Below are 26,939 nucleotides of genomic sequence, written 5' to 3' on the forward strand. Positions count from 1 at the left end.
GGCCGCCCTCTGTGTGTCAGATACCGCCGTCGACCGGCTGAAAACCCGCCGCGACCAGCGCCGCGTTGAGATCGTGCACGCAGGCGTCGAGCCGCGCCTGATCGGTGGCGCGGACTACGAAATTGGCCCCGACCTTGCCTTCGCGGAAGAAGGGATAGCTGCCGATCTGGCACCCCTCGTGCCGCCGCTCGATCTGGGCGAGCTGATCGGCAATTTCGCTTTCGGCGACATTGCAGCCGATCGTCCGCGAGAGCAGCGGCGCGCCGCCCTCCAGCTTGCCGGTCAGTTCCGCGAGCATGCCTGCTGTGATGTGCGGCACACCGGCCATGATGAAGATGTTGCCGACCTGGATACCCGGGGCGCCGGAATAATGATTCGGGATCAGCGCGGCGCCCTCCGGCACGCGCGCCATGCGCAGCCGCGCCTCGTTGATGCCACCGCGCGAGGCGTAATAGGCTTCCAGAATTGCACGCGCTTCGGGATGGACGACCACGGGCACGCCCAAGGCAGCCGCAATGGAATCGACGGTGATATCGTCATGCGTGGGGCCGATGCCGCCGGTGGTGAAGAGATAATCGTTGCGGGCGCGCAGAATATTCACTGCCTCGCCGATCGCCGCCGCATCATCGCCCACCACGCGCACTTCCCGCAGGCGGATGCCCTGCACGTTCAGCCAGGTGCCGATCTGCGCCACATTGCGGTCCTGCGTGCGACCAGAAAGAATCTCGTCGCCGATCACGAGAAGGGCGGCAGTCCAGATGCGTTCGCTCATGGTCCGGCTTTAGACCCGGCGCCGCATCGCGCCAAGCGAGACCGGAAAATTTCTGCCCTGCGCTGTCATCCGCCGCCAGCCGCGCGCTGGACGATGAGCGCCTCAAGGCGCGAGAAACGGTCGGGCGGGAGGAGTTCCGCCGGATTGTAGGTAGCCTCAAAGCACGGGATATCCTCGGGCAGCGCCGTCCATGGCATTTTGCTGGCGGTGAAGATCACTGCGTCCAGCTTCACCCGCGCAGGGTCGTCCAGCGTGCCGACCCGCACCCCCGCGCCGAGCCTGCCCAGCCGGGGATAATAGCTCCAGAGCGCCGTGCCGCATGCAGTGCAACGGCAGATGATGTGGTCGCCGCCACTGCCTGCCTTTACGACATGCTCGCTGAGCCTTCCGCTCAAGAGGTCCACGCATTCCGCTTCCAAGAACATGTTGACGACCGACGTCGACCCCGTCTGCACCTGGCAGCGCCGGCAGTGGCAATTGTTCACGAAGATCGGCGCGCGCGAAACGCGATAGCGCGCCGCGCCGCACGCGCAGCCTCCGCTGAGGTCCCCTCCGGCTATTTCGGCAGCGTCCTGCATTGCGTCCCCCCTTCCCCTGGCAAGCCTATCGCCTTTCCGCACGCCTCCCCCTATATGGAGCGGATGACGACCTATCTCACGCCGACCGCCGAAACCCAGAACGTCCGCACCTCCGCCATCAAGCTGCATGGCCCGGAGGGCTTTGCCGGAATGCGCAAGGCGGGCCGGCTGGCCGCCGAGATTCTCGATGCGATCGTACCACTGGTCGTGCCGGGCGCGAAGACCTCCGACATCGATGATTTCATCCGCCAGATGATGCTGGATGCCGGCGCCGTCCCCGCGACACTGGGCTATCACGGCTATGCCTATAGCTGCTGCATCAGCCTCAACAATGTGATCTGCCACGGGATGCCGGGCGACAAGCCGCTCAAGGACGGCGACATCGTCAACATCGACGTCACCCCGCTGGTCGAGGGCTGGCATGGCGACACCAGCCGCATGTACCTGGTCGGCGATGTACCGGTGAAGGCGCGGCGCCTGGTCGACGTGACCTATGACTGCCTGATGCTGGGCATCGAGCAGGCCAAGCCGGGCAATCATCTCGGCGACATCGGCCATGCGATCCAGAGCTATGCCGAGCGGCATCGCTATGGCGTGGTGCGGGATTTCTGCGGCCACGGCCTCGGCCGGGTGTTCCATGACGCGCCCGAGGTGATCCATGTCGGACGGCCCGGCACCGGCCCCGAATTGCGGCCGGGCATGATCTTCACCATCGAGCCGATGATCAATGCCGGCAAGCCGACCGTGAAGATGCTCGAGGATGGCTGGACGGCGGTCACGCGCGACCGATCGCTCTCGGCGCAGTTCGAGCATTCGATCGGCATTACCGAGGATGGCTGCGAGATTTTCACGCTCAGCCCCAAGGGTTTGCACCGCCCGCCTTATTGACGCTGGCCGCTATCCGGAGCTCGTGTTTCGACAGGCGCAGATCGGTGCCTATTATTTGGGCAACTGCTGTCCAAAATGCCCGAAATCCGGGCAATATCGACAAGTCACCGCAAAGTGTCCAATGCTTCGCTGGTGATTCGCGAACGGGCGCTGTAGCGTCCGATTTCCTGCGCGGTCGCGCATGTCGCCTGGGTCGAAATCGTCCGGGCAGCATGTCGCGGTCCGCAATCAAACCGCGAAACAAAGGGGTGCGTTTGACATGAAGAAGGTGGAAGCAATCATCAAGCCGTTCAAGCTGGATGATGTGAAGGAAGCGCTGCACGAAGTCGGCGTATCCGGAATCACCGTCACGGAGGCGAAGGGCTTCGGGCGACAGAAGGGTCACACCGAGCTTTATCGCGGCGCCGAATATGTCGTGGACTTCCTGCCGAAGGTGAAGCTCGAAGTGGTGGTGGCGGACGAGATCGTCGATCGCGTGGTCGATGCCATCTCCAGCGCCGCACAGACGGGCCGCATCGGCGACGGCAAGATCTTCGTCATCCCCGTCGAAAAGGCCGTGCGCATCCGCACCGGCGAGCTCGACGAAGCTGCCATCTGACCGTTTCCGTTCGCTGACCGAAGACCCGCAACAACTCAGACCAAAGAGAAGGTAACATCCTCATGGCCAATACGCCCAAAGACATCCTCAAGATGATCGAGGAAAAGGAGATCGAATGGGTCGATCTGCGCTTTACCGATCCCAAGGGCAAGTGGCAGCACCTGACCATGTGCGCCGGTGTGCTGGGCGAGGACGAGCTTGAGGAAGGCCTCATGTTCGACGGCAGCTCCATCGAGGGCTGGAAGGCGATCAACGAGTCCGACATGATCCTGAAGCCCGATCTGGACGCGGTCTATGTCGATCCGTTCAGCGCGACGCCGATGATGATCCTGTTCTGCAACATCGTCGAGCCTTCGAGCGGCGAACTCTACGGTCGCGATCCGCGCTCGACCGCCGTGCGCGCCGAGGCCTATGTAAAGGCCGCCGGTTTCGGCGACACTGTGTATGTCGGCCCGGAAGCCGAGTTCTTCATGTTCGACGACGTCCGCTTCAACACGGACTACAACGAGTCCTTCTACAAGATCGACGACATCGAGCTGCCGACCAACACCGGCCGCGAATATGAGGCCGGCAACCTCGGCCACCGTCCGCGCGCTAAGGGCGGCTACTTCCCCGTCGCGCCGGTCGATCCCTGCACGGACATCCGCGCCGAGATGGTCACGACCATGCTCGAAATGGGCCTCCCCTGCGACAAGCACCACCATGAGGTGGCCGCTGCGCAGCACGAGCTGGGCCTCACCTTCGGCACGCTCGTCACCACCGCTGACCGCATGCAGATCTACAAGTATGTCGTGATGATGGTCGCCCAGGCCTATGGCAAGAGCGCCACGTTCATGCCCAAGCCGATCGCGCAGGACAACGGCTCCGGCATGCACACCCACATCTCGATCTGGGACAAGGGCAATCCGCTGTTCGCCGGCAACGGCTATGCGGGCCTGTCCGACATGTGCCTGTACTTCATCGGTGGCGTCATCAAGCACGCCAAGGCCCTCAACGCCTTCACCAACCCGACGACCAACAGCTACAAGCGTCTGGTCCCCGGTTTCGAGGCGCCCGTGCTGCTGGCCTATTCGGCCCGCAACCGCTCGGCTTCCTGCCGTATTCCTTACGGTTCGGGTGCCAAGGCGAAGCGCGTCGAGTTCCGCTTCCCCGATGCAATGGCCAACCCCTATCTGTGCTACGCCGCGCTGCTGATGGCCGGCCTCGACGGCATCGAGAACAAGATCCACCCCGGCGAGGCGATGGACAAGAACCTCTACGACCTGCCGCCCGAGGAGCTGAGCCAGGTTCCGACGGTTTGCGCCTCGCTGCGTGAAGCGCTGAACAGCCTGGAAGCCGACCACGACTTCCTGCTCAAGGGCGACGTGTTCTCCAAGGACCAGATCGACGCCTATATCGAGCTGAAGTGGCCGGAAGTGTACCGCTGGGAAATGGCGCCCAGCCCGGTCGAGTTCGACATGTACTACAGCTCCTGATCCCCAGGATTAAGCGAAACGGAAGGCCCGGGATCGAAAGATCCCGGGCCTTTTGTTGTGGGTGAATGCCGATGACCCACGCCGACTTCACGCATAGGGCGCGCGAATCATCGTCGCTTGTCATCCGCAGGGCCGCTCTCTACCCCCTGAGCGAAGCTGGGGGAGGATCGCGCGACAATGAGCGGCAGAAGCGTCTCGATGACCGAAGGGCGGCTGCTCACGGTGCTGCTGCGGGTGGCCTGGCCGATCACCGTCACCAATCTCGCGCAGGCCAGCTTCGATATCGTCAATGCCTTCTGGGTTGGCCGGCTCGGCGAGGCCGCGATTGCCGCTGTGACCGCCAGCGGGCCGCTGTTCTTCGTGCTGATCGGCCTGGGTTCCGGCCTGTCGACTGCCGGGGCGGTGCTCATCGCGCAGAATATGGGCGCGCGGCGGATGGAAGCGCTCGATCATGTCGCGGCGCAGACCCTGCTGATGGTCGGCATCGTCGCGCTGGCCTTCACGCTCGCGGGCGCCTTCTCGGCGTCGGCCGTGCTCACCCTGATCGGTGTGGAACCGGCGATCCATGCGCGGGCAACCGATTATCTGCACGTCCGCTTCATCGGCATGGTGCCGATGTTCGGCTTCATGGCCATGCAGGCGATGTTGCAGGCCGCCGGCGAGGTGCGCTTTGCCATGCGCGTGCAGATCGGCAGCGTCATCGCCAATGCACTGATCGATCCGCTGCTGATTTTCGGCATCGGGCCGTTTCCTGCGCTGGGTATTGCCGGGGCCGCGCTGGCGACGGTGATCGTGCAGATCGGCGCGCTGCTGGTGCTGCTCCATCACATGCTCTCAGGGCGATCCGTCCTGCATGTGCGGGCCTGGCATTTTCGGCCGGACTGGTCGCATATCCGCCTGGCGCTGGGGCTCGGCCTGCCGGCCTCCATCGAGCAGGCGATCCGCACCTTCAGCTCGGTGCTGCTCATGGCCCTGGCCGCCAGCTTCGGCACGCTCGGCCTCGCCGCTTATGGCGTGGGGACGCGGCCGCTATTCTTCTGGTTCACGCCGATGCTCGGCCTCTCCATCGCGACCGCCGCCGTGGTCGGCCAGAATATCGGCGCCGGCCTCACCGAGCGCGCGGAGCAGGCTGCGCGCCTCTCGGCCTGGCTCGGCTTTTGCGGCATGACGCTCATCGGCCTCATGAACTTGCCATTCGTGCCAGCGATGATGGCCGCGCTGGCGCCGGGCGAACCGGATGTGATCGCCCTCGCCTCGACCTTCGCCTATGTCTACTTCCCCTTTCTGGGCGTACTGACTGTGCCGCAGGCCTTGCTCGGCGCGTTCCGGGGCGCCGGCAGCCCGAGCCACTCCATGATCATCTCGATCATCATGCAATGGGGGTTTCAGATGCCCGCAGCCTATCTGATCGCCTATGCCACCCCCTGGGGCATCGCAGGCGTGTGGTGGAGCTACCCGATCGCCAATGTCGCGGCGGCCCTGCTCTGCCTCTACTGGTTCCGCCACGGCAGCTGGCGCCGGCGCCTGACCGCGCCAACCCCGGCTCAGTAGTCCTTTGAGATCCGCGCCGCGGCGCTCTGGCGGCCGATGGTGGAGACCGTCGAGATCAAGGCCAGCCAGCGGGTGATCTGATATTCGATGCTGGTGGCGCTATAGCCCTGCCCGTCTGTAATCAGCTCGACATAGAGATGCTCGCCGATATTCTTGCCGGCCGCGATCGAGGTTTGCCGTCCCGTCGTGGTATCGGCGGCCAGCACCCGCAGGCGCGAGAGGCCAGTCGCGCGGCGGACGGCGTTGATCGGATCGAGGCCACCACCCCCGCCCTGGAACGCCGCCACCGCGGACGCGAGTTGCAGCGCCTCGGGCGCCGAGAGGTTGGCGATGGACGTGCCGAACAGCAGGCGGGAGAGCAATTCATCCTGCGCCATCGCCGGAATGCTGGAGAACGCGATGATCGGCCGCATACTCGTGCCGGTCACGTTGATCGTTGCGCTCAAATCCTGCACGTCCGCCACCGCGCGGATATCGAGGCGCGGATTGACGGGGGTGCTACCGGTGAAGGTCAGGCGGCCCTCCTGCAGATCGAACCGGCGCCCCGCGAAATCATAGGTGCCGCGCGTCAGCGTCGCCACGCCGGAGAAGGCGGGCGCGGTCGCCAGCCCGCCGATCTTGAGATCGGCCGACCATTCGCTCTGCATCCCTAGCCCTTCGACGATGAGGCCGCGCGGCGCCTTGGCGGTAATGTCCAGCCGCCAGGGCGCATCCGCCCGCGCCCGCTCCACCTGATCGCCCGAGCGGTTGATCTCCACCAGACGCAGACGCGGAATTTCCGTCGATGAACTGGCGCGCCCGAGCGTGAAGCGGCTGGAGACAGCCTCCAGATTGCCCGAAATCGTGCCGCCGCTGCCGGAGGAGACGATGCGTACGGGGCCAGTTACCGTCGCGCCGACATCGTCGCGGTCCATCAGCACCGCGCGATCCGCCTGCAGCGCGATATCCATGCCGATGCCGCGCTCGGCGGAGAGATCGAACACGGCCGTGCCGGTGACCTTGCCACTGCCGGCCCGGCCTTGGAGATCCGGAATCGACAGTTGCGATCCGTTGAACCGGCCGCTTGCCTGCACATCGCGGATCACCATGCCGGTCACCGGGCTGGTGATGCGGCCATTGCGCGTGGAGAGCGTCCCTTCAATGCGCGGATCGGACAAGGTGCCGCCGGCACTGGCGGACAGGCGAAGATCGCCACCCAGCGAAACGATCTCGACATTGGTGAGCCGCCAGAGCGTGTCGGCATCGCCGGCATAGCGGAACTGGGCCTGCAAGGGCGACCGGAACAAACGCTGACTCAGCGACCCGCTGCCAAGCGGCGTCACCAGTGCCTGCGCGCGACCGACCACCTTGCCGCCACGCGCCACCACCGCACGAGCTGCCAGCCGGCGTGTATCCAGCTCGGCATTAAGCCCCATATCGATGGGCGCTGAGCTGAGCGCCAGGCCGGAGCGGGTGAGACCCTTGACGCGCAAATTGAGCTTGCCGGTCGGCGGCCCGTCGACCGGCGCGACATAATGCGCCGTGCCGTCCATGGTGCCACCCAATCCCAGATCGTCATTGGCGAGATCGAGCAGCAGCAGCGGCACGGCCTGCATTTTGGCGTCCATCTCGGTGCGCGTCCCGCCGATAAAGCCGGACAGGCGCAGGGCGCCGCGTTGCATTCGCACGGTCGCCGGCGCCAAGCGCCAGCCATCCTCTTCCCGGCTGAGCACTGCCGTCCGGTCGAGCCGGATCGCCGATTCATCCAGCGAGCCATCCACATCGATGCTGATCCGGTTCGGCGCGATGCCGGCGCGCGCCTGCAGATCGAAGCTGCGCCCCGTCCGCGCATTCATGGAGACGGTGGCCGTTCCCTCGCCATTGACCAGCTTGAGCGCACCGGCGAACCGCCCGATCCGCACGCCGCCGACGCGTACGCCGCGACCCTGCGCATTGGCGTTGATCGTCACCGCGCCAGGACGGAGCAGCGCTTCGCCCTCCAGCGAGCCACGATTGATGACGATCCCCGGCGATCCCGTGAAATTGGCGCCGCTCAGGTCGACATCGAAGCCGATGCGCTGCACGCCATCGACCATGCCCAGCGTCACCGCGCCCTCGGCGGGACCGGAGAGCGACAGGGCGCCCTGCAAGCCGCCATCGACGGGCACGAGATCGCCCCGCACCGTGACGCCGCTAACCCCCAGATCCGCCACCGAGATGGTCGCGGCGCCACCGCGCGGCAGCAGGATCGCGCCGGTCGCGGCGAAGGTGCCGAACATCGAGCCGCCCTCGACCGTCACGGCATAGCCCTGATCGTCAGGGGTCAGCAGCGCGTGGACATTGGCGAGGCCGACTGCCGGCAGCGGGCGCGCAAGGGTGATGTCAACCCGGGGGCGATCCGGCTTGCCGGCAAGCGCCAGTTGCAGAGGACCATAATCGCGATGCTCGCCCTGCCCGCGAAGATCGAGTTGACCAGCGCCGTCGATCCGCCCTTGGCCGGAAAGGGTGAGCGCGGGCGCCACCAGCCGCAGATCGCGCAACGCGATGCCGCCGCCCGACGCCAGCCCGACTTGGCTGGTGATGACCGGCAACCCGTCCCCAAGGCCACGCAGGAAGCCATTGTCGAGCCGCCGCATCGTCGCGCGGGCAGTGCCGGAAAAGCTGCTCTGCCCTTGCGGCGGTCGGGCCAGCCGCAGCACGGCATCGAGATCGAGCCGACCCAGGCCGGCAATCTCCAGTCCATTCAGACCGCCGCGAAAACTCGCGAGGTAGCTCCCAGAGCCGAGATTGCCTTGCCCCTCGATCTGCCCGCGAAAACCGCTCGCCCGCACGTCCGAGCGATCCATGCGCAGATCATCGCCATTCTTCAGCAGCACGCTCTGAACGACGAGATTGCGCAGCCGCTCGTCCACAGCGCGCTGGCCGACAGTCAGTGCCTGCGCCGTCAGCCGGATGGGGAAGCGTCCGCGCGGGCCGTTCAGCCGGCCCTCGCCTTCCAGACGGATGTTGCGAAGCGCCAACCCGCCCTGCCGCAGCTCGGCAGAGGTCAGCAGATACCCCACCTCCATCGCATCGAATGCGCCGGACAGCCGGGCGCGCAGATTGACGGACTGGCCGGCGACGCCCTTCGCCAACTGGCCGGGCCGCGCGACCACCGCCGAAACGCGCAGCTCATCGAAACGATTGCGGCCGAAATCCACACCGCCATTGGCCGTCAGCTTGGCGGCTGGCATCGCCAGCGAGGCGGTGCCCGAGAGCAGCCGGTTGTCGAACCGCACGTCCGCCTCGATCTGCGCCTGCTGGCTGCCCAGCGCGGTCAGCGGTTCGAGCGGGCCGAGCAAGGCCAACGGGCCCTTCGCCTGATAGCGGCCCTCCACTGCGGTCAGTGCGACGTTCGCAGTAAGGCGATTGGCGGTCAACGCCGTAAGCCGGCCCTTCCAGCGGCGCCAATCGCCATCGCCATGGATGCGAAACGACACCGGTTGCTGCGCATCCAGGGTGCCCGCGATCAAGCCGCCCTGTGGCCCGACGACAATCGCATCGAGATCGAACCGGCCATCATCGGGCCGGCTGTCCAGCGCGAGACGCAGCACATCGCCCGTGCGCGGCGCGCTCGCCAGAAGATCGATCACCGCGCGACCGGAGCGCACATCGGCATTGCCGATTGCGCGGACGACGTGCGCCTCACCCAGCACCGCCGGGCCGATGCCCAGCCTGTCCACCCGCAGGTCCGCCAGCCGAATGTCGAACCCCGGCAGCAGCGGCTGCTTGGGCGAGGTGGAGGGCTTGAGCGCGGGCCGGCGGGAAAGGTCGGCCGAATGGATGTGCAGCCGATCAAGATCGAGCCGGTTGGAGAGCCAGCCGAGCGGATACCAGCTCACATCGGCGCGATCGACCCTGGCGAACTGCCCTTGCGTATCGAAAAAGCGCACATCGCGCAGCACCATGTCGTTGAAGACGCGCCCCTCAATGGCGCCCACGGTGATGCGCAGGCCGGAGGTCGCCTCCCACTGCGCGATCTTGCGGATGATGAAGCGATGGCCGCCCTCGCTATCCAGCCAGCGCACCCCACCCCAGAGCGCCACCACCAGCGCTACGATGAGCAGGATGACCGAGAGGCTGAACCCCGAGCGCAGCAGCGAGCGCTTGCGGCGGGGCGGCGGCGGCGCCTGCTCCGACGCAGCCTCCGGCAGGGGCTCGTCTTGCGCGGCCATCAGAAGGCCTGCCCCAGCGACACATAGACGCCGATGCGCGAGTCTCCCGGTTGCGGATTGAGCGGGGTGCCGACATCGATCCGGATCGGCCCGAAGTTGCTGTAATAGCGAAAGCCAAGGCCCGCGCCGACACGCATCTCGCGGATCGTGGGCAGGGGATCGGGCGAGATCGTCCCGGCATCGATGAACGGCACGATGCCGAACTGGTTGAGACTGCCGAAGCGATAGCGCGCTTCCAGCGAGATTTCGCCAAGGCTGCGCCCGCCCACCGGATCGTTATTGAGGTCGCGCGGGCCGATGGCCTGATAGGCATAGCCACGCACGGAGGCGCCGCCGCCGGCATAAAAGCGCCGCGTCGGCGCAATGCGGTCGGCCGACGCGCCGACGATGGTGCCGAGACGCGCGCGCCCGGCGATGGTCAGTCGCTCGCCGACCGGAATATAGGTGCTGCCATCGATCTGCGCGCGGACGTAGCCGAAGGCACCATCCTGCAGGGACAGTTCGGGAGACAGGCGCCCGCCGAGGCGGAAGCCCTTGCGCGGATCGAGCAGATCGTCGCTGCCATCATGGGTCAGGCTCGTCGGCAGGGCGAGAATGAGATAGCGGCGCCGCACCGGATCGGGCGACCCCTCATACAAGCGCCGCTCGTCGCTGACACGCAGCTCAAGGCCAGCGGACCAGGTCCATTCCTTCTGGAAAATCAGGTTGGTGTGCTTTTCCAGACTCGCGGCGATGCCTGCGGTCAGCGCGTCATAAGCCGGCTGATCGACATTGGCGATGCTGAGCTCGCCATTGAGAGCCTGATCGCGCTGCCACAGATTGTTGCGCCGGAAGATCGCGGACGCGCTCTGTTCCTGGGTACCGATCACGCCGCGCAGCGTCACCGCCCCTTCCGGCGGCACCAGATTGCGGTGCTGCCAGCGCACTTCCACGCGCGCGCCTTCGCCGGTGCCATAACCGATTTCCCCCGCGATCGTCCGTGGCGGCGCGCGGGTCATGTTCACGACGATGTCCACCGCCTCGCGGTCAGGCCGCGCTTCGGGCGTGATGGTGAGCTGGGAGACCAGCCCGGTCGCGACGATGGCCCGGTTGAGATCGGTCAGCTCGCTTTGCTTGAACGGGTCGCCGGGCGAGAAGCGGCTGATGACGGCCACGTGCCGCGCATCGAACGGCGCGCCCTCATTCACACGGATTGAGCCGAAGCGAAGGAAGTCGCCGGTATCGGCGTTGAGGCTGAGCAGGGCCTGACGCTGCTGGTGGTCGACAGTGAGCACCGGCTCGCGCACCTGCGCAAATGGATAGCCGCCCTCCTCGAGGCTGACGCGCAAAGCGCTCGTCGCGGCCAATATGGTATCGGTGTCGGCCGGGTCTCCCACCTTCACGGGGAAAAGCGAGCGCAACGGCTTGCCGTCCGCCATCGTCCCGTCCAGCCCGAACACCTCCACCGCGCTCAGGGCGAAGCGCTGGCCGGGGACGGCGCGCAGCGCGACGCGGACATAGGGGTCGCTTGCTCCGCTAACGCCAAAGCGCGCGCGGCTCCGGCCCTCATAATAGCCCCGCGTGCGCAGCAGATCTTCGAGCAGTTCTTCGTCGGTCTGCGCCCGGCGCCGGATCTGCGCGATGCTCGCACGGTCGCCTTCCCCCGCCCGCAGCGCCGACAGCGCATCGAACCGGCTGTAGAACATGGGATCGGCGGCATCGTCCAGCCCCTCAAGATTGAGCTGGTAACGCAGCGGCTGGGTTGGATCGAGCGCAGCGAGCGCTGCCGCTTCGCCCGCCGTGCCGCCTAGGGGGTCCGGCTCAGCGCCGGCGGGAGCTTGCGTGGCAGGCGTTGCTGCCCCCTGCCCGCCTGCCAGCGCCGGCTCGGCCTCTCCTCTGGCGTCACTGTCCTCCACTGCCAGAGGTTCCCCCGGCTGATCGAGGTCCGGCCAGTCGAGGCCGATGTCGGGCATGTCATCGAGATCGAGCGCGTCCTGCGCGGCGTCGGGCGCTGGGGTGGCTTGACCGGGCGACGTTTGCGCCAGCGCGCGGTCGCACGTCGGCGCGCCCTGCGCCGCCAGCAGGATCGCCATGAAAGTCCCACCTGCACGGGAACACCTGCCCAAACGCGATCGCCGCAGCATCAGGCCTGTCTATGAGCTTGTCGCAGGACTGCAAGCAGCATTCGCGCGTGACGCACCGTTTTGCGGCGGGCTGTCCGGCCGGACGGCTCAGAAGGCCCGTTCAAGCCGCGTCAGCAGAACATGCGCCGGATTGATCGGCATCGCCGACAAGCGGGACCTGCGGGCCAGGAACTGGCGCTCGAGGCGCGCCACCCGCGCATAGAGCTCCTCGGAGCTGGCGATGAGCGCGCGCATCTCTTCGTTGAACTGGCACGAGACATCGAGCGGCGTGAGGGCGGCTGGGCCAAGCCGATAGCGCTCCTCCTCCCGCACGGATTCGCGCATCTCGCCATTGAAGATCGCGCGCTGCGTGAGCAGCCACGCGATCACGTGCATCAACCGCGTCGTCACCTTGATCGATTCGCAGGAGAAATCGACCCAGCCGATGCGGCCCAGCGACTGACGATGCTCCTCGGCGCGATCATCGAAATAGGAGCGCGCCTCATCAGCCAGCACCATGGCATCGACATACAGGGCGTCGACAAGCTGACGGTCAAGCACGTGCGGGGGCATCGAGTCGTTCATGAGCCTGTGCTGCCACAAGCCGGGCGGAACGTCAGGTCGATTAACCTTCAATATACCATCTGGGCGGATCCGGCGGCCGCTTATACCCGTGGGCGGTCAGGCGATAATGTCGGGAATCAGGCTGTTTTCCAGCATGGTGATCTCGTCGCGGAGGCGCAGCTTGCGCTTCTTGAGGCGGGCAAGCTGGAGTTGGTCGGGCAAGGAAAGCTGACCCAAAGCCGCAATCGCGCAGTCGAGATCGCGATGCTCGACACGCAAGGCTTCCAGCCGCTGCTCGATTTCCTCGATCGATAACACCGATTCGCCCCCAAGTTCTGAACGGCACGCCTACATGGCAGGGCACCCTTGGCGCGGCAATGCGCAACTGCGCAACTGCGCAACAAAAGAAGGTGGTTAGCGACTTTTCTTTCGCGTGCCCGCAAGCTTCTGTCTGCTCACAGAAAGAATGTTTAACGAAAGAACGTGACACCGCATGACGGGTCTCCATTTATCGCAGCTTCGCGCAATTGCCAGAGACAGCGGGCGCGATTGGTGATCTACTGAACCTCCATTGAAGCAATGGCCAAGGAGGACATGATGGACACAAGCCACGTTTCCGCACTGCACGCCAAGCATGCCGGGCTGGAGGCCCGGATCAAGGACGAGATTACCCGTCCTGCGCCGGACAGTTACCGGCTCGCTACCCTCAAGAAAGAGAAGTTGCGCATCAAACAGGCACTCGCTTCCGCAGCGACCTGAGCGCCAGGGCTATGACAGCCAGGTAGGGGCGCTGGCCGCCCCTGCTCTGGCCAGCCCGGCTATCGTCAGACGACTGACGATCCCCCGACGACCAAGCTGAAAACGCCTGCCGGAGCCACATCGCGTGGGACGCTCTGTTGGCGCCCCATGGCGATGGACCCGATCAGTAAACGCGCTTCTTCGGCGCGATATAGTCGATGTCGTCGGTCAGCGTGTAGTCATGCACCGGACGGCTATCGAGCTTCACGCTGCCGCCCTTGCCACCCCAGCCCTCGAACCAGCCGAGGGTGTGCTTCATCCAGTTGGCATCGTCACGATCGGCATAATCCTCACGCGCATGGGCACCGCGACTTTCCTTGCGGGCAATCGCGCCGTGGATGGTGACGCTGGCCTGCGAGATAAGGTTGTCCAGCTCCAGCGTCTCAACGAGATCGCTGTTCCAGATGAGCGACCGGTCGGAGACCGCGATGTCGGTCATGCCCTCGTAGATCTTGCCGAGCTTTTCGACACCTTCCGCCATCAGCTCTTCGGTGCGGAACACGGCGGCGTGGGCCTGCATCGTGCGCTGCATGTCGAGGCGGATCTGTGCCGTGGGCGTGCCGCCCTTGGCATTGCGGAAATGATCGAGGCGACCCAGCGCCAGCTCGTCGCCGCTCTTGGGCAGCGGCTTGTGCGGCGTATCAGGCTTCACGATCTCGGCGATGCGCTTGCCGGTCGCGCGGCCGAACACCACGAGATCGATCAGGCTGTTTGAGCCCAGGCGATTGGCGCCGTGCACCGAGACGCAGGCAGCCTCGCCGACCGCGAACAGGCCCGGCACGACATGATCGGGATTGTCGCCCTTCCGGGTGACGACCTCGCCATGATAATTGGTCGGGATGCCGCCCATATTATAATGGACGGTCGGCACCACCGGCAGCGGCTGACGAGTCAGGTCCACGCCCGCGAAGATCTTGCCGCTCTCGGTAATGCCCGGCAGTCGCTCGGCCAGCACCTTGGGATCGATATGATCGAGGTGCAGGTGGATGTGATCCTTGTTGGCACCGACGCCGCGTCCCTCACGGATTTCCATCGCCATGGACCGTGACACGACGTCGCGCGAAGCGAGATCCTTGGCGGAGGGGGCATAGCGCTCCATGAAGCGCTCGCCTTCCGAGTTGGTGAGATAGCCGCCTTCGCCGCGCGCGCCCTCGGTGATGAGCACGCCCGCGCCGTAAATACCGGTCGGGTGGAACTGGACGAATTCCAGATCCTGCAGCGGCAGGCCGGCGCGCAGCACCATGGCGCCGCCATCACCCGTGCAGGTATGGGCGCTGGTGGCCGAGAAATAGGCCCGGCCGTAGCCGCCGGTGGCGAGCACGACGCAATGGGCGCGGAAGCGATGGATCGTGCCATCGTCCATGCAGAGTGCGATGACGCCACGGCAGACGGGGCCGTCCGGCGTGTCTTCCATGATCAGGTCGAGCGCGAAATATTCGATGAAGAAGTCCGCGTCATACTTCAGGCTCTGCTGGTAGAGCGCGTGCAGCATGGCATGGCCGGTACGATCCGCCGCCGCGCAGGTGCGCTGGGCCGGCGGGCCTTCGCCCATATTCTGCATCATGCCCCCGAACGGGCGCTGGTAGATCTTGCCTTCCTGCGTGCGGCTGAACGGCACGCCGGCATGTTCCAGCTCGTACACCGCCGCCGGCGCCTCACGCACCATATATTCGATCGCGTCCTGGTCGCCGAGCCAGTCCGAGCCCTTGACCGTATCGTACATGTGCCAGGTCCAGTGATCCGGCCCCATATTGCCGAGGCTCGCCGCGATGCCGCCCTGGGCCGCGACGGTGTGGCTGCGGGTCGGGAACACCTTGGTGATGCAGGCGGTCTTGAGGCCGCTTTCGGCAATGCCCATGGTGGCGCGCAGGCCCGAGCCGCCGGCGCCGACGACGACGGCGTCATAGGTGTGATCGATGATCTTATAGGCTTGCGTCATGATTAGAGCGCCCCTCCGGCCAAGGCGATTTTCGCGACAGAGAACAGGCTGACCGCGGCGCAGCCGATGACGAAGAAGTGCAGCAGGATGAGCGTGGCGAACTTCAACCCCTCATCATGCACATAATCCTCGATGAGCACCTGAAGACCGAGGCGGATGTGATAGAAAACGCTGACAATCATCAGCATCATCGGCACCGCGACGATGGGCTGGGTCAGCCAGCCGGTGATGGCCGCATGATCATGCGCCGGAAGCAGCGCGAGGCTGGCCAGCAGCCAGCTGACCAGCAGCAGATTGCCGATTGCCGTGAAGCGCTGGGCGATCCAATGATGCGTGCCGCTCCGTGCCGAGCCGAGGCCGCGCACGCGGCCCAGTCTGGTTCCGCTGCCCATCAGAATGCCCTCCCCACGAAGATCCACGCCCAGAAGGCTACAGTCGCCAGCGCCGAGGCGGCGAGAATGACCTTCGACCACCGCTTGTTCGCCGTCAGCTCAAAGCCCGCGCCCATGTCCATCACCAGATGGCGCAGGCCCGAGAGCATGTGCTGGAAGAAGGCCCAGGTCAGGCCGATCAGCACGATGCGCGCGATCACATTGGCGATCAGGCCAGCCAGATCGCCCGCATCAGCTTGCCAGACATAATATTGGAAGTTCGCATAGGCCGCCGGTCCGCTCGCCGCTGCATACAGCCACCAGGTCAGGCCGAGGCCGCCCAGAATCGCCATGCCATCCCCCGTCACGCGGTGGAGGATGGAAAGAAGCATATGCGGGCCCCACTTCCAGATGGTGAGGTGCGGGGAAAGCGGCCTTCGCCCGGATTGCGCCATGATCGAGCAGTCCTGTTCGTGAAAGAATGCGCCCCTTTAGCGCAAAGCTGCTGCACTGCAAACGCTCGCTGGCGCCATGTCACCAATGTGCAGACTGAGGTTCCGGTGAACATGGAAAACAGAGGATGTTAGCCCTCGATTAACGAAAGGCCGATATCACGCCACCCCATACGACCCGGCAAATGGCAGGACAAAAGGGGCACCGAGGCCATGATCGCAGGAAAAAGCGACACGATTTCAATGGCTGAACGGCTGCAGGAGTTCGACCCCCAAGCGACATTGCCGGGGCGGGCGCGTCAAATCCTGGCTTATCTCGGAGACCGCATCGACGAACTGGGCGACACTGCCATGGCGGTGTACCTCCCCTGCATCGACCTTGCGGCGGTCGGCCCGGCGGAGCTGGAAGCCACGCGGCAGGGCGCAAGAACCTTCCATCGAACATTGCTCAGCGATTTCGCCGGGGAAGAATGGACGGAGATGGCGCGCACCGGCGTCATGAAGATGCTGGCGCGCGATGTCTCCATCCGTACCCAGATCGTCATCATCAACCGCGTGGTCGACAAGGTCCGTGATATCCTGACGGAGCTCGTGGCCGATCGCGACGAGCGCTCGGAACTGCTGGCCGCCATGCGGTTCATCTCGCTAGTTCAGGCAGAGGTGTGCTGCGCTTTTTATGCCGACACGATCCGCGAGCAGGACCGGATCGAGCGCCAGCGCCAGCGCGACAAATTCTCCGAACTGCTGAACACGCAGATCGATCTGGCCGCGCAACTGGGCGAGCGTCTGCGCGAACAGGCCCGCGAATCTTCGAACGCCACGCGCGGGATGCTCGATAAGGCTTCCGAAGTCGCCGCCGCTGCCGAACAATCGGCCATCGCCATGCGCGAGGCCGCGCACACCAGCTCCGGCCTGATCCGCGCCATCGAGGAAGCCCGCACCGAAGTTGACCAGGCGGCGGAAGTCGCCGCCCTGGCCTCCGAGCAGGCCGGCGAGGCCGTGAACGTCTCGACGGCGCTGAGCGATCACGCCCAGTCCATCGAATCGATCCTTGGCCTGATCCGTGATATTGCCGGGCAGACCAATCTCCTCGCCCTCAACGCGACCATCGAGGCTGCGCGCGCTGGCGATGCGGGACGCGGCTTTGCCGTCGTCGCGCAGGAAGTGAAGTCGCTGGCGAGCCAGACCGCCCACGCCACCGACGACATCGCGCAGAAGATCGCCGCCATCCAGAACGCCACGCGGCACACGGTCGAGACCAACGAGCGCATCCGCGAAACCGTGCTCAACGTCCAGACCATGGGCATGCGCATCCGCACCGCGATGGACGCGCAATCGCAGACTGTGACGATGATTACCGCTGCCGTGGACGAGACGGCGCTTGCCGCCGACTCCATGTCATCGAACATCTCGGCGATCCGGCAGGATACGGAGATCGTCGCCTCGGAGATCGACGAGCTGGAAAGCGGCTTCACCGAAGTCCGCAACCTGCTCGGCGCCCTGCGCACGCGCTCGGCCAATTTCGTGGTCTCCATGGCACCGGCGACCGACGCCCAGGCAGAGCCGCAGCCGGCTTATCCGCCAATCCGACGCGCCGTCTGACAAATCCGCTCCGCGGGGGGCGACACGGTCCATTCTCTCTCCCCTTGCCGTCCAAATCGGCTAGAGAGAGGGCATGACACAGCGTTCCTCCACCGCCAGCGTCGCGCCCGCGATGCCCTGGCAGATGACCTTTTCCTGCACGCGCGCCGTCGCCGAGCGGTTCGAGCTTGAGGCCGAGCCGCTGTTCATCGACTGGCCCTCGCCGCCCGCGATTCTGGCGAGCGAGCCGGACGAAAGCCAGCCCGATGCCTGGCAGCTTGACATCATCTTCGAAACCAAGCCGACGCGCGCGACCATCGATGCCATCGCGGCGCTGATGCCCGACGGCGGCGCCACCCCCTACACGCTCGCGCAATTGCCGGACACCGACTGGGTGACGCAGAGCCAGGCCGGCCTGGAACCGATGACGGCCGGGCCGTTCCATGTCCGCCATGACAGTGCGGACAGGCCGCGCGCCGACCGCATCGATTTTCTCATCCCCGCCAGCCGCGCCTTCGGCACCGGCCAGCATGAGACGACACGCGGCTGCCTGCTGGCGCTGGCCGACCTCAAGGCGCGGGGCATGCGCTATGGCAATATTGCGGACATCGGCACCGGCACCGGCCTGCTTGCATTCGCTGCCAACCGCTTGTGGCCGCACGCGCATGTGCTCGCCTCGGACATCGACCCTGTCGCGGTGGACGTTTCGGCCGAAAATGCCGATCTGAACGGCGTTCCGCTCGGGGCCGGCGCGGGGGCGTTGCGGCTGGTCGCGGCGCCGGGAGTCGAGCATCCGCTCATTCAAGGCCTTGCCCCTTATGATCTGCTCATCGCCAATATTCTTGCCGGGCCGTTGATCGAGTTGGCGCCAAGCCTCTCCGCACAGGTCGCCGAGGGCGGCACGCTGATGCTGGCGGGCCTGCTGGATAGTCAGGCCGGCCGCGTGCAGGCCGCCTATCGCGCGCAGGGCATGGTGCTGATCTGGCGGTTCGACCATGGCGACTGGCCCACGCTGGTGCTGCGCAAGCGCCATCGCTTCGGCTGGCGCCGCACGACGCGCTGGCGCACGGGCGATCATGGCGCCGCGCCCGGCTTTGGCAGCTGGTAAGACCGGCTGCGCATTGACAGGGCGCCCGCGCCGACCGACCATCCCCGCCTGACGCTGCGAGGGAGAGATTCGGCATGTGCGACAATGACATCCATCAGGGCCTGGTCGAGGATTGGAGCGTCACCCGGCGCATGTTCATGGCAACTGGCGCCGCCGTCGGCCTGGCCGGTGCGGCGACCGCGCAGGCCGTCGCCAATGTGACGGAAACCAACGTCAGCATCAAAACGCCCGACGGTTCTGCCGATGCCGCCCTCTTCCACCCCGCCGGCACGGGGCCCTGGCCTGCCGTGCTGATGTGGCCGGACATCATGGGCCTGCGCCCGGTGTTCCGCGAGATGGGCCGGCGCCTGGCGGCCGAGGGCTATGTGGTCCTCGTCCCCAACCCCTTCTACCGCAATGCCGTCGCGCCGGTGATCGACGGGACATTCGACTTCAGCAACCCGGAGTCGCGCAAGATCCTGTTCGGCTATCGCGCCGCGATGAGCGATGCCGCGGTCGATCATGACGCGGCGACCTATCTCGGCTTCCTCGACGCGCAGCCGCAGGTCGACAAGGGCCGCAAGGCCGGCGTGCAGGGCTATTGCATGGGCGGGCCGCTCTCCTTCCGCACCGCCGCTGTGGCTTCGGCACGGATCGGCGCGGTCGGCAGCTTCCATGGCGGAGGCCTGACCACCGACCAGCCGAGCAGTCCGCATCTGCTCATCCCCAAGACCGATGCCGCCTATCTCGTCGCGGTGGCGCAGAATGACGATGCCAAGGAGCCGGAATCCAAAACGATCCTGCGCAAGGCATTCGATGCAGCGGGCAAGACCGCGACGGTCGAGGTCTATCCCGCCGACCATGGTTGGTGCGTGCCCGGTAGCCAGGCCTATAACCATGACGCGGCGGAAAAGGCCTGGGCCGCGTTGCTTGCGATGTATCGCACAGCGCTGGCCTGACGCGGAGGCGCCCTAGCCGGCGCTCCGCACGATCTCAGCCCAAGCCGCCTCGTCGATCACCTCGATCCCGAGGTCGGCGGCTTTCTTGAGCTTGGAGCCGGCGCCCGGCCCGGCCACCACCAGATCGGTCGACGCGCTGACCGATCCGGCCGATCGGGCGCCCAGCGCCTCGGCCTGCGCCTTGGCTTCATCGCGGCTCATCGTCTCCAGCTTGCCGGTGAAGACGATGGTCTTGCCCGAGACGGCGCTGGCCTTCACATCCACCACATAAGGAGGCGGCGAAACCTGCGCGAGCAGGTCGTCCCACGCCGCGACATTATGTTCCTCATGGAAGAAGTCGCCCAGCGCCTCGACCACGGCACCGCCGATGCCTTCGATCGCGGTGAGCGTAGTCTTCGCCTGTTGGACAGCGTCCGCGTTCGGGTCGAGCGACGTCGAGACCCGTTCGCGCATGAGCATCTCGACTTCGCTCGATGCGAACGGAAGCCGGTCGGCATTGGCAAGCATCGACCACGCTTGCAGTGCCGGCAAGGTCGCGAATGCCTTCATCAGATCGCGCGCTGTTACCGCGCCGACATGGCGAATGCCGAGGCCGAACAGAAGCCGCGCGGCATCGGGCGCGCGCCGGTCCTCGATGGCCTTGAGGAGATTGTCGACCGACTTCTCCTTCCAGCCCTCGCGGCCCAGCAGATCGGCGCGATGCTGCCTGAGCCGGAAGATGTCCGCCGGGCCATGCTCCAGCCAGCCGAGCGCGAAGAACTCGCGAATGGTCTTGTCGCCCAAGCCATCGATATCCATCGCGCCGCGACTGACGAAATGGTTGAGCCGCTCGATACGCTGGGCCGGGCAGATGAGGCCCGCCGTGCAGCGCACATCGACCTCGCCTTCCTCCGCCACCGCCTCGCTGCCGCATTCCGGGCAATGATCGGGGAAGATGTACGGCGCCCGCTCCGCGTCACGGGTCAGATTGTCGACGACCTGCGGGATCACATCGCCAGCGCGCTGGACGAGAATCCGGTCGCCGGGCCGCACGCCCAGCCGCGCGATCTCGGCGCGATTGTGCAACGTGACGTTCTGGACCACCACCCCGCCGACCGTCACCGGCTTGAGCCGCCCCACCGGCGTCAGCTTACCGGTGCGGCCGACCTGAATGTCGATGGCTTCCAGCGTCGTCTCGGCCTGTTCGGCGGGGAATTTATGCGCAATCGCCCAGCGCGGCGCCTTGGCAACGAAGCCGAGCCGCGCCTGCCAGTCCAGCCGGTCCACCTTGTAGACCACGCCGTCAATATCGTAATTCAGGTCCGCGCGCTGCTGCTGGATGGCGCGATAATGCGCCAGCATCGCTGCGCTGCCATCGCACAGCACCAGATGCCGCGACACCGGAATGCCCCAACCTTCCAGCGCCTTCATCACGCCATATTGCGTATCCGCCGGCAGGCCGTCCTCGCTGACCACGCCCCAGCCATGCGCGAGAAACCGCAGCGGGCGGCTGGCGGTGACGCTGGCATCCTTCTGGCGCAGCGATCCGGCAGCGGCATTGCGCGGATTGGCAAATTGGCGCACGCCCTCGGGGTCGAATGCCTCACCGCGCGCCTCGGCCGTCGCGCGCGCCTCGTCCATCAGCCGCGCATTGAGCGCGGTGAAGGCGGACTTTTCCATATAGACCTCGCCGCGCACCTCCAGGATGGCCGGTGCCTCGGCGGGCAGCGTCTGGGGAATATCGGCGATGTGCGCAACATTCGGCGTCACGTCCTCCCCCACCTCGCCATCGCCGCGCGTCGCCGCACGGACGAGCTTGCGGTCCTCATAGCGGATGGAGAGCGACAGGCCGTCGATCTTGTCCTCCGCCGTCATCAAGACCGGCTCGTCCTCACCGAGCGCCAGATACCGCCGCACGCGCGCAACGAATTCCGCCACATCCTCGTCCGCAAAGGCGTTGTCGAGGCTCATCATGCGCTTCTCGTGGCGCACCTTGGCGAGCGCAGACGTCGCCACCGAAGCGCCCACCTGCCGATTGGGGCTGTCCGCCCGGACCAAATGCGGGAAGGCAGCCTCCAGCGCATTATTTTCGCGCACCAGCGCATCGAAGGCGGCATCGCTGATCTCGGGGGCATCGTTCGCGTGATAGAGCGCGTTGTGCTTCGCGATCTCCTTCGCGAGCCGCATGAGGCGGTTCGCGGCCTCAGCTTCGGTGAGTGTGTGGGGGTCGGTCATGCGCTTTTCCTCCCCTCCTCTTCAGAGGAGGGGCCGGGGGTGGTGTTGGACGTCCCCATCCTCACACCCCCTCCAGCAGCCGCTCGGCCTGCGCGCGGGCTTCGTTGGTGATCTCGGCGCCGGAGAGCATGCGGGCGATTTCCTCGCGGCGTTCGGCATCGTCGAGCGGATGGACGCCGGTGCGCGTGATGGTGCCCTGCGAGGATTTGGCGATGAGCAGATGCGCTGCGCCGCGTGCGGCCACCTGCGGGGAGTGAGTGACGACGATCACCTGCCCGCCGCCGGAGAGCCGTGCCAGCCGCTCACCAATCGCGCCGGCCACGGCCCCGCCGACGCCCCGGTCGATCTCGTCGAAGATCATCGTGCCCGCGCTGCCCTGTGCGGCGAGCGCGACCTTGAGGGACAGGATGAAGCGCGACAATTCGCCGCCCGAGGCGATCTTGGTCAGCGGCGCGAAGGGCGCGCCGGGGTTGGTGGAAATCATGAACTCGACCCGATCCTTGCCGGACGCGCGCCACTGCCCTTCCGGCAGCGGCTCGACATCGGTGCGGAAGCGCGCGGCATCCAGCTTGAGCGGGGCCAGTTCGCCGGCCACCGCCGCGTCCAGCCGGGCGGCGGCCTCCCGGCGGCCGTCACTGAGCGCCTGCGCCGCGGCTTCATATGCCTGCCGCGCGGCCGCGACATCCCGTTCAAGATCGGCCAGCCCCGCCTCGCCCGCATCGATCCGCGCGAGCTGATCGGTCATCCGCGCCGCAAGATCGGCCAGATCGTCGGCCGCGACCTGATGCTTGCGCGCCAAGGCCCGCAGATCGAACAGGCGGGTCTCAATCGCGTCCAGCCGTGCGGGATCGACGGACAGCGCCTCGCCGGCCCGCGCGAGATGCTCCTCGGCTTCACTGGCCTCGATCACGGCGCGATCAAAGGCCGCCAGCGCCTGCGCCAGCAACTCATGCTCCTCGCCGATCCGGTCCAGCCGCCGCGCTGCCTGCCGCAGCTTGGCCAGGGCGCCGTCCGATCCGCCGAGCAAATCGTCGAGCGCGGCCATGTCCTCGGTGAGGCGCGCGCCCTTCTGCATGTCGGCGCGTTCGGTGGCGAGCGTCTCCTCTTCGCCCGGTTCGGGCGCGAAGGCCGTCAGCTCCGCCACAGCATGGGCGAGATAATCGCGTTCACGGGCAGCGCTCTCTAGCGTCTCGCGGGCCTCGGTGAGCCGCGCCTGCGCAGCCTGCCAGACGCCGTGCGCCGTGCGCACCGCCGCGGCATCCAGTCCGCCGAAGGCATCGAGCAGGTCCATATGCCCGCGCGGGTTGATGAGGCCGCGCTCGTCATGCTGGCCGTGAATCTCGACAAGATAGCCGCCGACATCGCGCAGCAGCGCCGCCGAGCAAGGCTGATCGTTGATGAAGGCGCGGCTCCCGCCATCGGCCTTGAGCGTGCGGCGGATCAGCAACGGCTCGCCCGGCTCCTGCGCGACGTCGCTTTCGGCCAGCAGGATGGCCAGGGCCGAACCGGGCGCCGGCGGATCGAATGTCGCGGTCACGCTGGCCTGATCGGCACCGGCGCGTACGAGGCCGCTATCGGCCCGCATCCCCAGCGCCAAGCCCAGCGCATCCAGCAGGATGGACTTGCCTGCGCCGGTTTCGCCGGTGAGCACAGTCAGCCCCCGCTCGAACACGAGATCGAGCGCCTCGATGAGCACGATGTTACGGATCGAGAGGCCGGTCAGCATATGCGGTGCAGAGCTAATCCATTGCCCTCATGCTGTCACCCGCCTTCGCCAGCGCAACGCGCCGGAAAGAGATCAGGCGCTCGGAGCGTGCTGCGTCATCAGGCGGTAGGAGCGCTGATACCAGTCCGAATCGGGATAGTTGGTCTGCAGCACGGCAGCGGCCCGCTTGGCTTCTTCCGGCATGCCGAGCGCCAGATAGCTCTCGACCAGACGGTGCAGCGCCTCTGCCGTGTGGCTGGTTTGCTGGTAATTGTCGACGACCTGCCGGAAGCGCATCGCGGCGGCGATCCACTCGCGGCGGCGCTGGTAGAAGCGGCCGACTTCCATTTCCTTGCCGGCGAGATGGTCGTTCACCAGATCGAGCTTGAGCCGGGCGTCCGACGCGTAGCGCGAATCGGGGTAGCGGCGGACCAGCTCGTTCAGCGCATCGCGGGCCTGAAGCGTCAGCTTCTGGTCGCGCGTCACATCGCTAATCTGCTCATAATAGCATAAGGCGATCAGATAATAGGCATAGGCCGCGTCGCGGTTGCCCGGATGGATCGAAAGGAAGCGCTGGGCCGACTGGATCGACTGGCGATAATTGCGCGCGGCATAATAGCTGAACGAGCTCATCAGCTGCGCGCGGCGGGCCCAAGGCGAATAAGGATGCTGGCGCTCAACCTCATCGAACAGCACGGCAGCCTCGGCAAAGCGACCATTGTCGAGCCGCTGCTGGCCCGCCAGATACAGCGTGCTGACGTCGCGCGCGACATAGCGCGTATCAACGCGGTTCGAACTGCGCGCGCAGCCGGCCAGCAAGGCGAGTGAGATCAGGCTGGCGGCAATCAGCCGGCCACGACGCAGCGGTGTAACGGTCATGCGCAGCCTCTTAACCGAGCAACCGGACCGCGCCAAGCGAATGATGAGCGCTTTGCGCCACGGGCAGAAGACAGATGATGCATGGCGCGCGAAACAAGGACCGGCCCGTTGAACCGGCGCTGAACGAGAGCGGCTGAATGGGCGCCTGCCCCTCTTTTCCCATGCGAGCGCACTGCCCGCAAACCGCGCCGCCGCTCTCTGTGTGGGAGGTGGGAAGCGGCGACGCGGCCTGCACCTTGCGGAGCAGAAAACGGTCGACGCCCGACCCGAACCGGGGAATGCGCACGCCAGCGTGGGGGATGGCGGCACACGGTTCAGGCCGGTCGTCGACCTGCGAAGCTGTCAGACGTCCGGGTGGTCGCTGACATAACTCCGCATCCTCGCGGACCCGAGGGGCGTTAGCCCGACCGTCCGCCGCTCGGGTTCTTCACCCGCAACGACGGCCAGCCCCGCTTGGACCAGTTTATCGATCACTGCAGCGGCCTCAGCCGGGCTGAGCATGTTGCCCACGGCCAGGGCCGTGTCGCTCACCGGACTGGACTGCAGTTCACCGACGAAAAGAGAGAGCATCACGTCCATGGCGCGATCGGCCATGACGGGCGTGTAGAAATGCTTGCTGCGCAGACGGCCGAGCATGTGCATGCGGCCGGCCTTGGCCCGCAGAACGCTCGAAGCTTCCGCGGAGCGAGGATCAGCCGGCGCGTCCGACCGGGCTGCGGCGTCGCGTTGCACGATATTGGGCACGTCAAAAAACTTTCGATTCGGCATCGGACTACCCTCGCCGCGCGGGAAACACCCCGCGCGCGAAAGATGCGCCGCCGCTGTGAGAAGAGGCGGCGGATAGACCACCGTCTCTGCCGGCGCATGTCCCGTAACCACCAGACAGGAGGAGCCTATCGTCACCAGCCGCGCTCACTGACCGGGAAGACCGGGCCGAGCGGCGGGAATAAGACCCGTGAGGTGGTCGGGTTGACCACTCATTGTCCAATACCGCGATGGTCGCCGAGATAATTGCGCATTCGCGCCGATCCCATCGGGGTCAGGGTGATCGCATCGCCTTCGCCGACAGCAGGCCCGCCCGCTCCCGCCGACCCGGCGCGGACCAGACCTGCCTTGATTAGCGCTGCAACCACCTCGTCTTGCGGATCGCTGCGCAGATCCTGCGCGCCGTTCAACGATGCTCGGGAGACCGTCCGCCCCTCGCTCTGGGCAAGGAACAGCGTCAGCATGGCCGCCATGGCGTCATCGGCCATCACCGGCTCTGGAAAGAGGGCACTGCGCTGGCCCATAAGGGCCTGCAAACGCCGCGCCCGCTCGATCACCGGGTCATCCGGCAGACAAGCGCGCGCATCGTCGTCCACGCCCGGTGGGCGCGGCTTATTGGCTGTATCGAACATCACGATCCGTCCCTGGGATATTCGCGGGGTTCACACTGAACCCGTGTCTCCTCGCCTATCCCTGCCTCAACATCATTCTCGAACGCGTGGCAGTCAGCGGCGGTCCGTCATGTCTTGAAGTCGATTGTCATCTGGTGCGACCCTGCAATTTTAGAAGCCTTTTTGGCTTTCTAAGGCAACATTATGTTATGCGAGCTTCACTTTGTGCGCCGTGATCACGGGAAGTCAACCGCTAAAGGACGGGTCGATGGAGCGATGCGATGGGGGCCCACCTCATCTGTCCCGTTTTGATTCGTTCCTGCCGGAATCAGCACCAAAACGGCACGCTTCGAGGATGTTGGACAGCGCCGGCAGCATTGCCGCGCGAAAGGCATAGCTGCGGCGGCCTGTCTCGATCGCCGATCCGGCGAGGCCTTTTTCGCTGAGCGCAGCCCGCAGCGTGGAGATGTGAACCTTGATCGCCGCACGCGACATCGCGCCGCGGTCCAGGAGCAACGCAAGTTCATCGAGCGGGATCAGCCGGTCAGGCTCGGCAATCAGGCGCAGGAGCAGGCGCGCACAGATATGGCCCCGCAGTGCCAGGGCCGCATTCAGATGGGCAACTGCAATCGGCTCGTTCGCGTGACTAAGCAGCCCAACCGGCAACGCACCGTCGGCAAAGGGGCTCGCACCGGCCCCTTCCGCAACCTCCTGCTCCATCTCAAGCAGATGGCGCGCGGCCTCGATGCGATCTGCAGCTTCCTGAATCAGCCGGGCCGCACGATGACGGCGCACCTGGCCGGATCGATCTGGCTCCGTCACACCGCCCCTCCACGGTCAACGCGGACACGTCATTG

General features: G+C 66.0%; 23 protein-coding genes. 8 read left to right on the forward strand and 15 right to left on the reverse strand.

What is annotated here, in order from left to right:
* Positions 1 to 16: 16 nt before the first annotated feature.
* Together M2339_RS09300 and M2339_RS09305 are read right to left on the reverse strand one after the other, a co-directional pair.
* Entirely contained in the window at positions 17 to 772 is a 756-nt protein-coding gene (locus M2339_RS09300) for a competence/damage-inducible protein A (RefSeq protein WP_181559035.1), read from the reverse strand.
* Between the two features lie 65 nt (positions 773 to 837).
* Positions 838 to 1,350 (reverse strand): GFA family protein, encoded by a 513-nt coding sequence (locus M2339_RS09305; RefSeq protein WP_181559034.1) that lies wholly within the window; start codon positions 1,348 to 1,350, stop codon positions 838 to 840.
* Between the two features lie 63 nt (positions 1,351 to 1,413).
* Between M2339_RS09305 and map the strand changes: the two genes are divergently transcribed.
* The 4 genes from map to M2339_RS09325 all read left to right on the forward strand — a co-directional run bounded on the left by map (position 1,414) and on the right by M2339_RS09325 (position 5,862).
* Positions 1,414 to 2,238, forward strand: coding sequence for a type I methionyl aminopeptidase (gene map / locus M2339_RS09310; protein ID WP_181559033.1), 825 nt, complete (start codon positions 1,414 to 1,416; stop codon positions 2,236 to 2,238).
* Positions 2,239 to 2,497: 259 nt separating this feature from the next.
* Complete coding sequence (locus M2339_RS09315) at positions 2,498 to 2,836, forward strand: P-II family nitrogen regulator (protein WP_181559032.1); 339 nt, start codon at positions 2,498 to 2,500, stop codon at positions 2,834 to 2,836.
* Positions 2,837 to 2,898: 62 nt separating this feature from the next.
* On the forward strand, positions 2,899 to 4,311 hold the full coding sequence (glnA, locus tag M2339_RS09320; RefSeq protein ID WP_181559031.1) for a type I glutamate--ammonia ligase: 1,413 nt from the start codon (positions 2,899 to 2,901) through the stop codon (positions 4,309 to 4,311).
* 177 nt (positions 4,312 to 4,488) lie between these two features.
* Positions 4,489 to 5,862 (forward strand): MATE family efflux transporter, encoded by a 1,374-nt coding sequence (locus M2339_RS09325; RefSeq protein ID WP_264586817.1) that lies wholly within the window; start codon positions 4,489 to 4,491, stop codon positions 5,860 to 5,862.
* Here M2339_RS09325 and M2339_RS09330 read toward each other — a convergent pair.
* From M2339_RS09330 to M2339_RS09345, 4 genes are all read right to left on the reverse strand, one after another.
* Positions 5,856 to 10,055, reverse strand: a complete 4,200-nt coding sequence (locus M2339_RS09330) for a translocation/assembly module TamB domain-containing protein (RefSeq protein WP_264586816.1) — start codon at positions 10,053 to 10,055, stop codon at positions 5,856 to 5,858. The two genes, M2339_RS09325 and M2339_RS09330, sit on opposite strands and share 7 nt — an antisense overlap.
* Positions 10,055 to 12,127: an autotransporter assembly complex protein TamA gene (locus M2339_RS09335; protein WP_264586815.1), complete on the reverse strand. Its 2,073-nt coding sequence runs from the start codon at positions 12,125 to 12,127 to the stop codon at positions 10,055 to 10,057. The genes M2339_RS09330 and M2339_RS09335 overlap by 1 nt, the downstream gene beginning before the upstream one ends.
* Positions 12,128 to 12,265: 138 nt before the next feature.
* A complete protein-coding gene (locus M2339_RS09340; protein WP_264569750.1) occupies positions 12,266 to 12,742 on the reverse strand; it encodes a DUF1465 family protein in 477 nt (158 codons plus the stop codon).
* 96 nt (positions 12,743 to 12,838) lie between these two features.
* Positions 12,839 to 13,039, reverse strand: a complete 201-nt coding sequence (locus tag M2339_RS09345) for a YdcH family protein (RefSeq protein ID WP_181559026.1) — start codon at positions 13,037 to 13,039, stop codon at positions 12,839 to 12,841.
* A gap of 279 nt (positions 13,040 to 13,318) precedes the next feature.
* Here M2339_RS09345 and M2339_RS09350 point away from each other — a divergent pair, with 279 nt between their 5' ends.
* A complete protein-coding gene (locus M2339_RS09350; RefSeq protein WP_181561349.1) occupies positions 13,319 to 13,480 on the forward strand; it encodes a YdcH family protein in 162 nt (53 codons plus the stop codon).
* Between the two features lie 163 nt (positions 13,481 to 13,643).
* On the opposite strand, the gene sdhA is transcribed toward M2339_RS09350, so the two are convergent.
* The 3 genes from sdhA to sdhC are packed head-to-tail and all read right to left on the reverse strand — an operon-like array spanning position 13,644 to position 16,284.
* Positions 13,644 to 15,458, reverse strand: coding sequence for a succinate dehydrogenase flavoprotein subunit (sdhA, locus tag M2339_RS09355; RefSeq protein WP_264569749.1), 1,815 nt, complete (start codon positions 15,456 to 15,458; stop codon positions 13,644 to 13,646).
* A gap of 2 nt (positions 15,459 to 15,460) precedes the next feature.
* The gene (gene sdhD / locus M2339_RS09360) at positions 15,461 to 15,850 is read right to left on the reverse strand and encodes a succinate dehydrogenase, hydrophobic membrane anchor protein (protein ID WP_181559024.1); all 390 of its coding nucleotides are present in this window, start codon (positions 15,848 to 15,850) and stop codon (positions 15,461 to 15,463) included.
* Complete coding sequence (gene sdhC, locus M2339_RS09365; protein WP_264569748.1) at positions 15,850 to 16,284, reverse strand: succinate dehydrogenase, cytochrome b556 subunit; 435 nt, start codon at positions 16,282 to 16,284, stop codon at positions 15,850 to 15,852. The genes sdhD and sdhC overlap by 1 nt, the downstream gene beginning before the upstream one ends.
* A 240-nt stretch (positions 16,285 to 16,524) precedes the next feature.
* Between sdhC and M2339_RS09370 the strand changes: the two genes are divergently transcribed.
* The 3 genes from M2339_RS09370 to M2339_RS09380 all read left to right on the forward strand — a co-directional run bounded on the left by M2339_RS09370 (position 16,525) and on the right by M2339_RS09380 (position 19,908).
* Positions 16,525 to 17,883, forward strand: a complete 1,359-nt coding sequence (locus tag M2339_RS09370; RefSeq protein ID WP_264574720.1) for a methyl-accepting chemotaxis protein — start codon at positions 16,525 to 16,527, stop codon at positions 17,881 to 17,883.
* 73 nt (positions 17,884 to 17,956) lie between these two features.
* Positions 17,957 to 18,970 (forward strand): 50S ribosomal protein L11 methyltransferase, encoded by a 1,014-nt coding sequence (locus M2339_RS09375; RefSeq protein WP_264586814.1) that lies wholly within the window; start codon positions 17,957 to 17,959, stop codon positions 18,968 to 18,970.
* Between the two features lie 74 nt (positions 18,971 to 19,044).
* Positions 19,045 to 19,908 (forward strand): dienelactone hydrolase family protein, encoded by an 864-nt coding sequence (locus M2339_RS09380; protein ID WP_264579426.1) that lies wholly within the window; start codon positions 19,045 to 19,047, stop codon positions 19,906 to 19,908.
* Positions 19,909 to 19,920: 12 nt separating this feature from the next.
* Here the strand turns inward: M2339_RS09380 and ligA are convergent, their stop codons facing one another.
* From ligA to M2339_RS09410, 6 genes are all read right to left on the reverse strand, one after another.
* Positions 19,921 to 22,122, reverse strand: coding sequence for an NAD-dependent DNA ligase LigA (gene ligA, locus M2339_RS09385; protein ID WP_264586813.1), 2,202 nt, complete (start codon positions 22,120 to 22,122; stop codon positions 19,921 to 19,923).
* Positions 22,123 to 22,183: 61 nt separating this feature from the next.
* Positions 22,184 to 23,848 carry a DNA repair protein RecN gene (recN, locus tag M2339_RS09390; protein WP_264569742.1) on the reverse strand — a complete coding sequence of 555 codons (1,665 nt, stop codon included), beginning with the start codon at positions 23,846 to 23,848 and terminating at the stop codon, positions 22,184 to 22,186.
* 72 nt (positions 23,849 to 23,920) lie between these two features.
* A complete protein-coding gene (locus tag M2339_RS09395) occupies positions 23,921 to 24,706 on the reverse strand; it encodes an outer membrane protein assembly factor BamD (RefSeq protein ID WP_181559017.1) in 786 nt (261 codons plus the stop codon).
* Between the two features lie 342 nt (positions 24,707 to 25,048).
* Complete coding sequence (locus M2339_RS09400; RefSeq protein WP_181561347.1) at positions 25,049 to 25,348, reverse strand: hypothetical protein; 300 nt, start codon at positions 25,346 to 25,348, stop codon at positions 25,049 to 25,051.
* A 335-nt stretch (positions 25,349 to 25,683) separates the two neighbouring features.
* Positions 25,684 to 26,103 (reverse strand): hypothetical protein, encoded by a 420-nt coding sequence (locus M2339_RS09405; protein WP_264603876.1) that lies wholly within the window; start codon positions 26,101 to 26,103, stop codon positions 25,684 to 25,686.
* Between the two features lie 273 nt (positions 26,104 to 26,376).
* Positions 26,377 to 26,904, reverse strand: a complete 528-nt coding sequence (locus M2339_RS09410; protein ID WP_264586812.1) for a helix-turn-helix domain-containing protein — start codon at positions 26,902 to 26,904, stop codon at positions 26,377 to 26,379.
* Positions 26,905 to 26,939: the final 35 nt, after the last annotated feature.

It is taken from the genome of Sphingobium sp. B2D3C, from assembly GCF_025961835.1.
GTDB lineage: Bacteria > Pseudomonadota > Alphaproteobacteria > Sphingomonadales > Sphingomonadaceae > Sphingobium.

Coding starts and splice junctions, on each gene's coding strand:
- M2339_RS09325 (WP_264586817.1), top strand. CDS start 4,489: ATGAGCGGCAGAAGCGTCTCGATGACCGAAGGGCGGCTGCTCACGGTG.
- sdhD (WP_181559024.1), bottom strand. CDS start 15,850: ATGGGCAGCGGAACCAGACTGGGCCGCGTGCGCGGCCTCGGCTCGGCA.
- M2339_RS09330 (WP_264586816.1), bottom strand. CDS start 10,055: ATGGCCGCGCAAGACGAGCCCCTGCCGGAGGCTGCGTCGGAGCAGGCG.
- M2339_RS09400 (WP_181561347.1), bottom strand. CDS start 25,348: ATGCACATGCTCGGCCGTCTGCGCAGCAAGCATTTCTACACGCCCGTC.
- M2339_RS09370 (WP_264574720.1), top strand. CDS start 16,525: ATGGCTGAACGGCTGCAGGAGTTCGACCCCCAAGCGACATTGCCGGGG.
- sdhA (WP_264569749.1), bottom strand. CDS start 15,458: ATGACGCAAGCCTATAAGATCATCGATCACACCTATGACGCCGTCGTC.
- M2339_RS09405 (WP_264603876.1), bottom strand. CDS start 26,103: ATGTTCGATACAGCCAATAAGCCGCGCCCACCGGGCGTGGACGACGAT.
- sdhC (WP_264569748.1), bottom strand. CDS start 16,284: ATGGCGCAATCCGGGCGAAGGCCGCTTTCCCCGCACCTCACCATCTGG.
- M2339_RS09375 (WP_264586814.1), top strand. CDS start 17,957: ATGACACAGCGTTCCTCCACCGCCAGCGTCGCGCCCGCGATGCCCTGG.
- M2339_RS09300 (WP_181559035.1), bottom strand. CDS start 772: ATGAGCGAACGCATCTGGACTGCCGCCCTTCTCGTGATCGGCGACGAG.
- M2339_RS09380 (WP_264579426.1), top strand. CDS start 19,045: ATGTGCGACAATGACATCCATCAGGGCCTGGTCGAGGATTGGAGCGTC.
- glnA (WP_181559031.1), top strand. CDS start 2,899: ATGGCCAATACGCCCAAAGACATCCTCAAGATGATCGAGGAAAAGGAG.
- M2339_RS09350 (WP_181561349.1), top strand. CDS start 13,319: ATGGACACAAGCCACGTTTCCGCACTGCACGCCAAGCATGCCGGGCTG.
- ligA (WP_264586813.1), bottom strand. CDS start 22,122: ATGACCGACCCCCACACACTCACCGAAGCTGAGGCCGCGAACCGCCTC.
- recN (WP_264569742.1), bottom strand. CDS start 23,848: ATGCTGACCGGCCTCTCGATCCGTAACATCGTGCTCATCGAGGCGCTC.
- M2339_RS09340 (WP_264569750.1), bottom strand. CDS start 12,742: ATGAACGACTCGATGCCCCCGCACGTGCTTGACCGTCAGCTTGTCGAC.
- M2339_RS09395 (WP_181559017.1), bottom strand. CDS start 24,706: ATGACCGTTACACCGCTGCGTCGTGGCCGGCTGATTGCCGCCAGCCTG.
- map (WP_181559033.1), top strand. CDS start 1,414: ATGACGACCTATCTCACGCCGACCGCCGAAACCCAGAACGTCCGCACC.
- M2339_RS09305 (WP_181559034.1), bottom strand. CDS start 1,350: ATGCAGGACGCTGCCGAAATAGCCGGAGGGGACCTCAGCGGAGGCTGC.
- M2339_RS09315 (WP_181559032.1), top strand. CDS start 2,498: ATGAAGAAGGTGGAAGCAATCATCAAGCCGTTCAAGCTGGATGATGTG.
- M2339_RS09335 (WP_264586815.1), bottom strand. CDS start 12,127: ATGGCGATCCTGCTGGCGGCGCAGGGCGCGCCGACGTGCGACCGCGCG.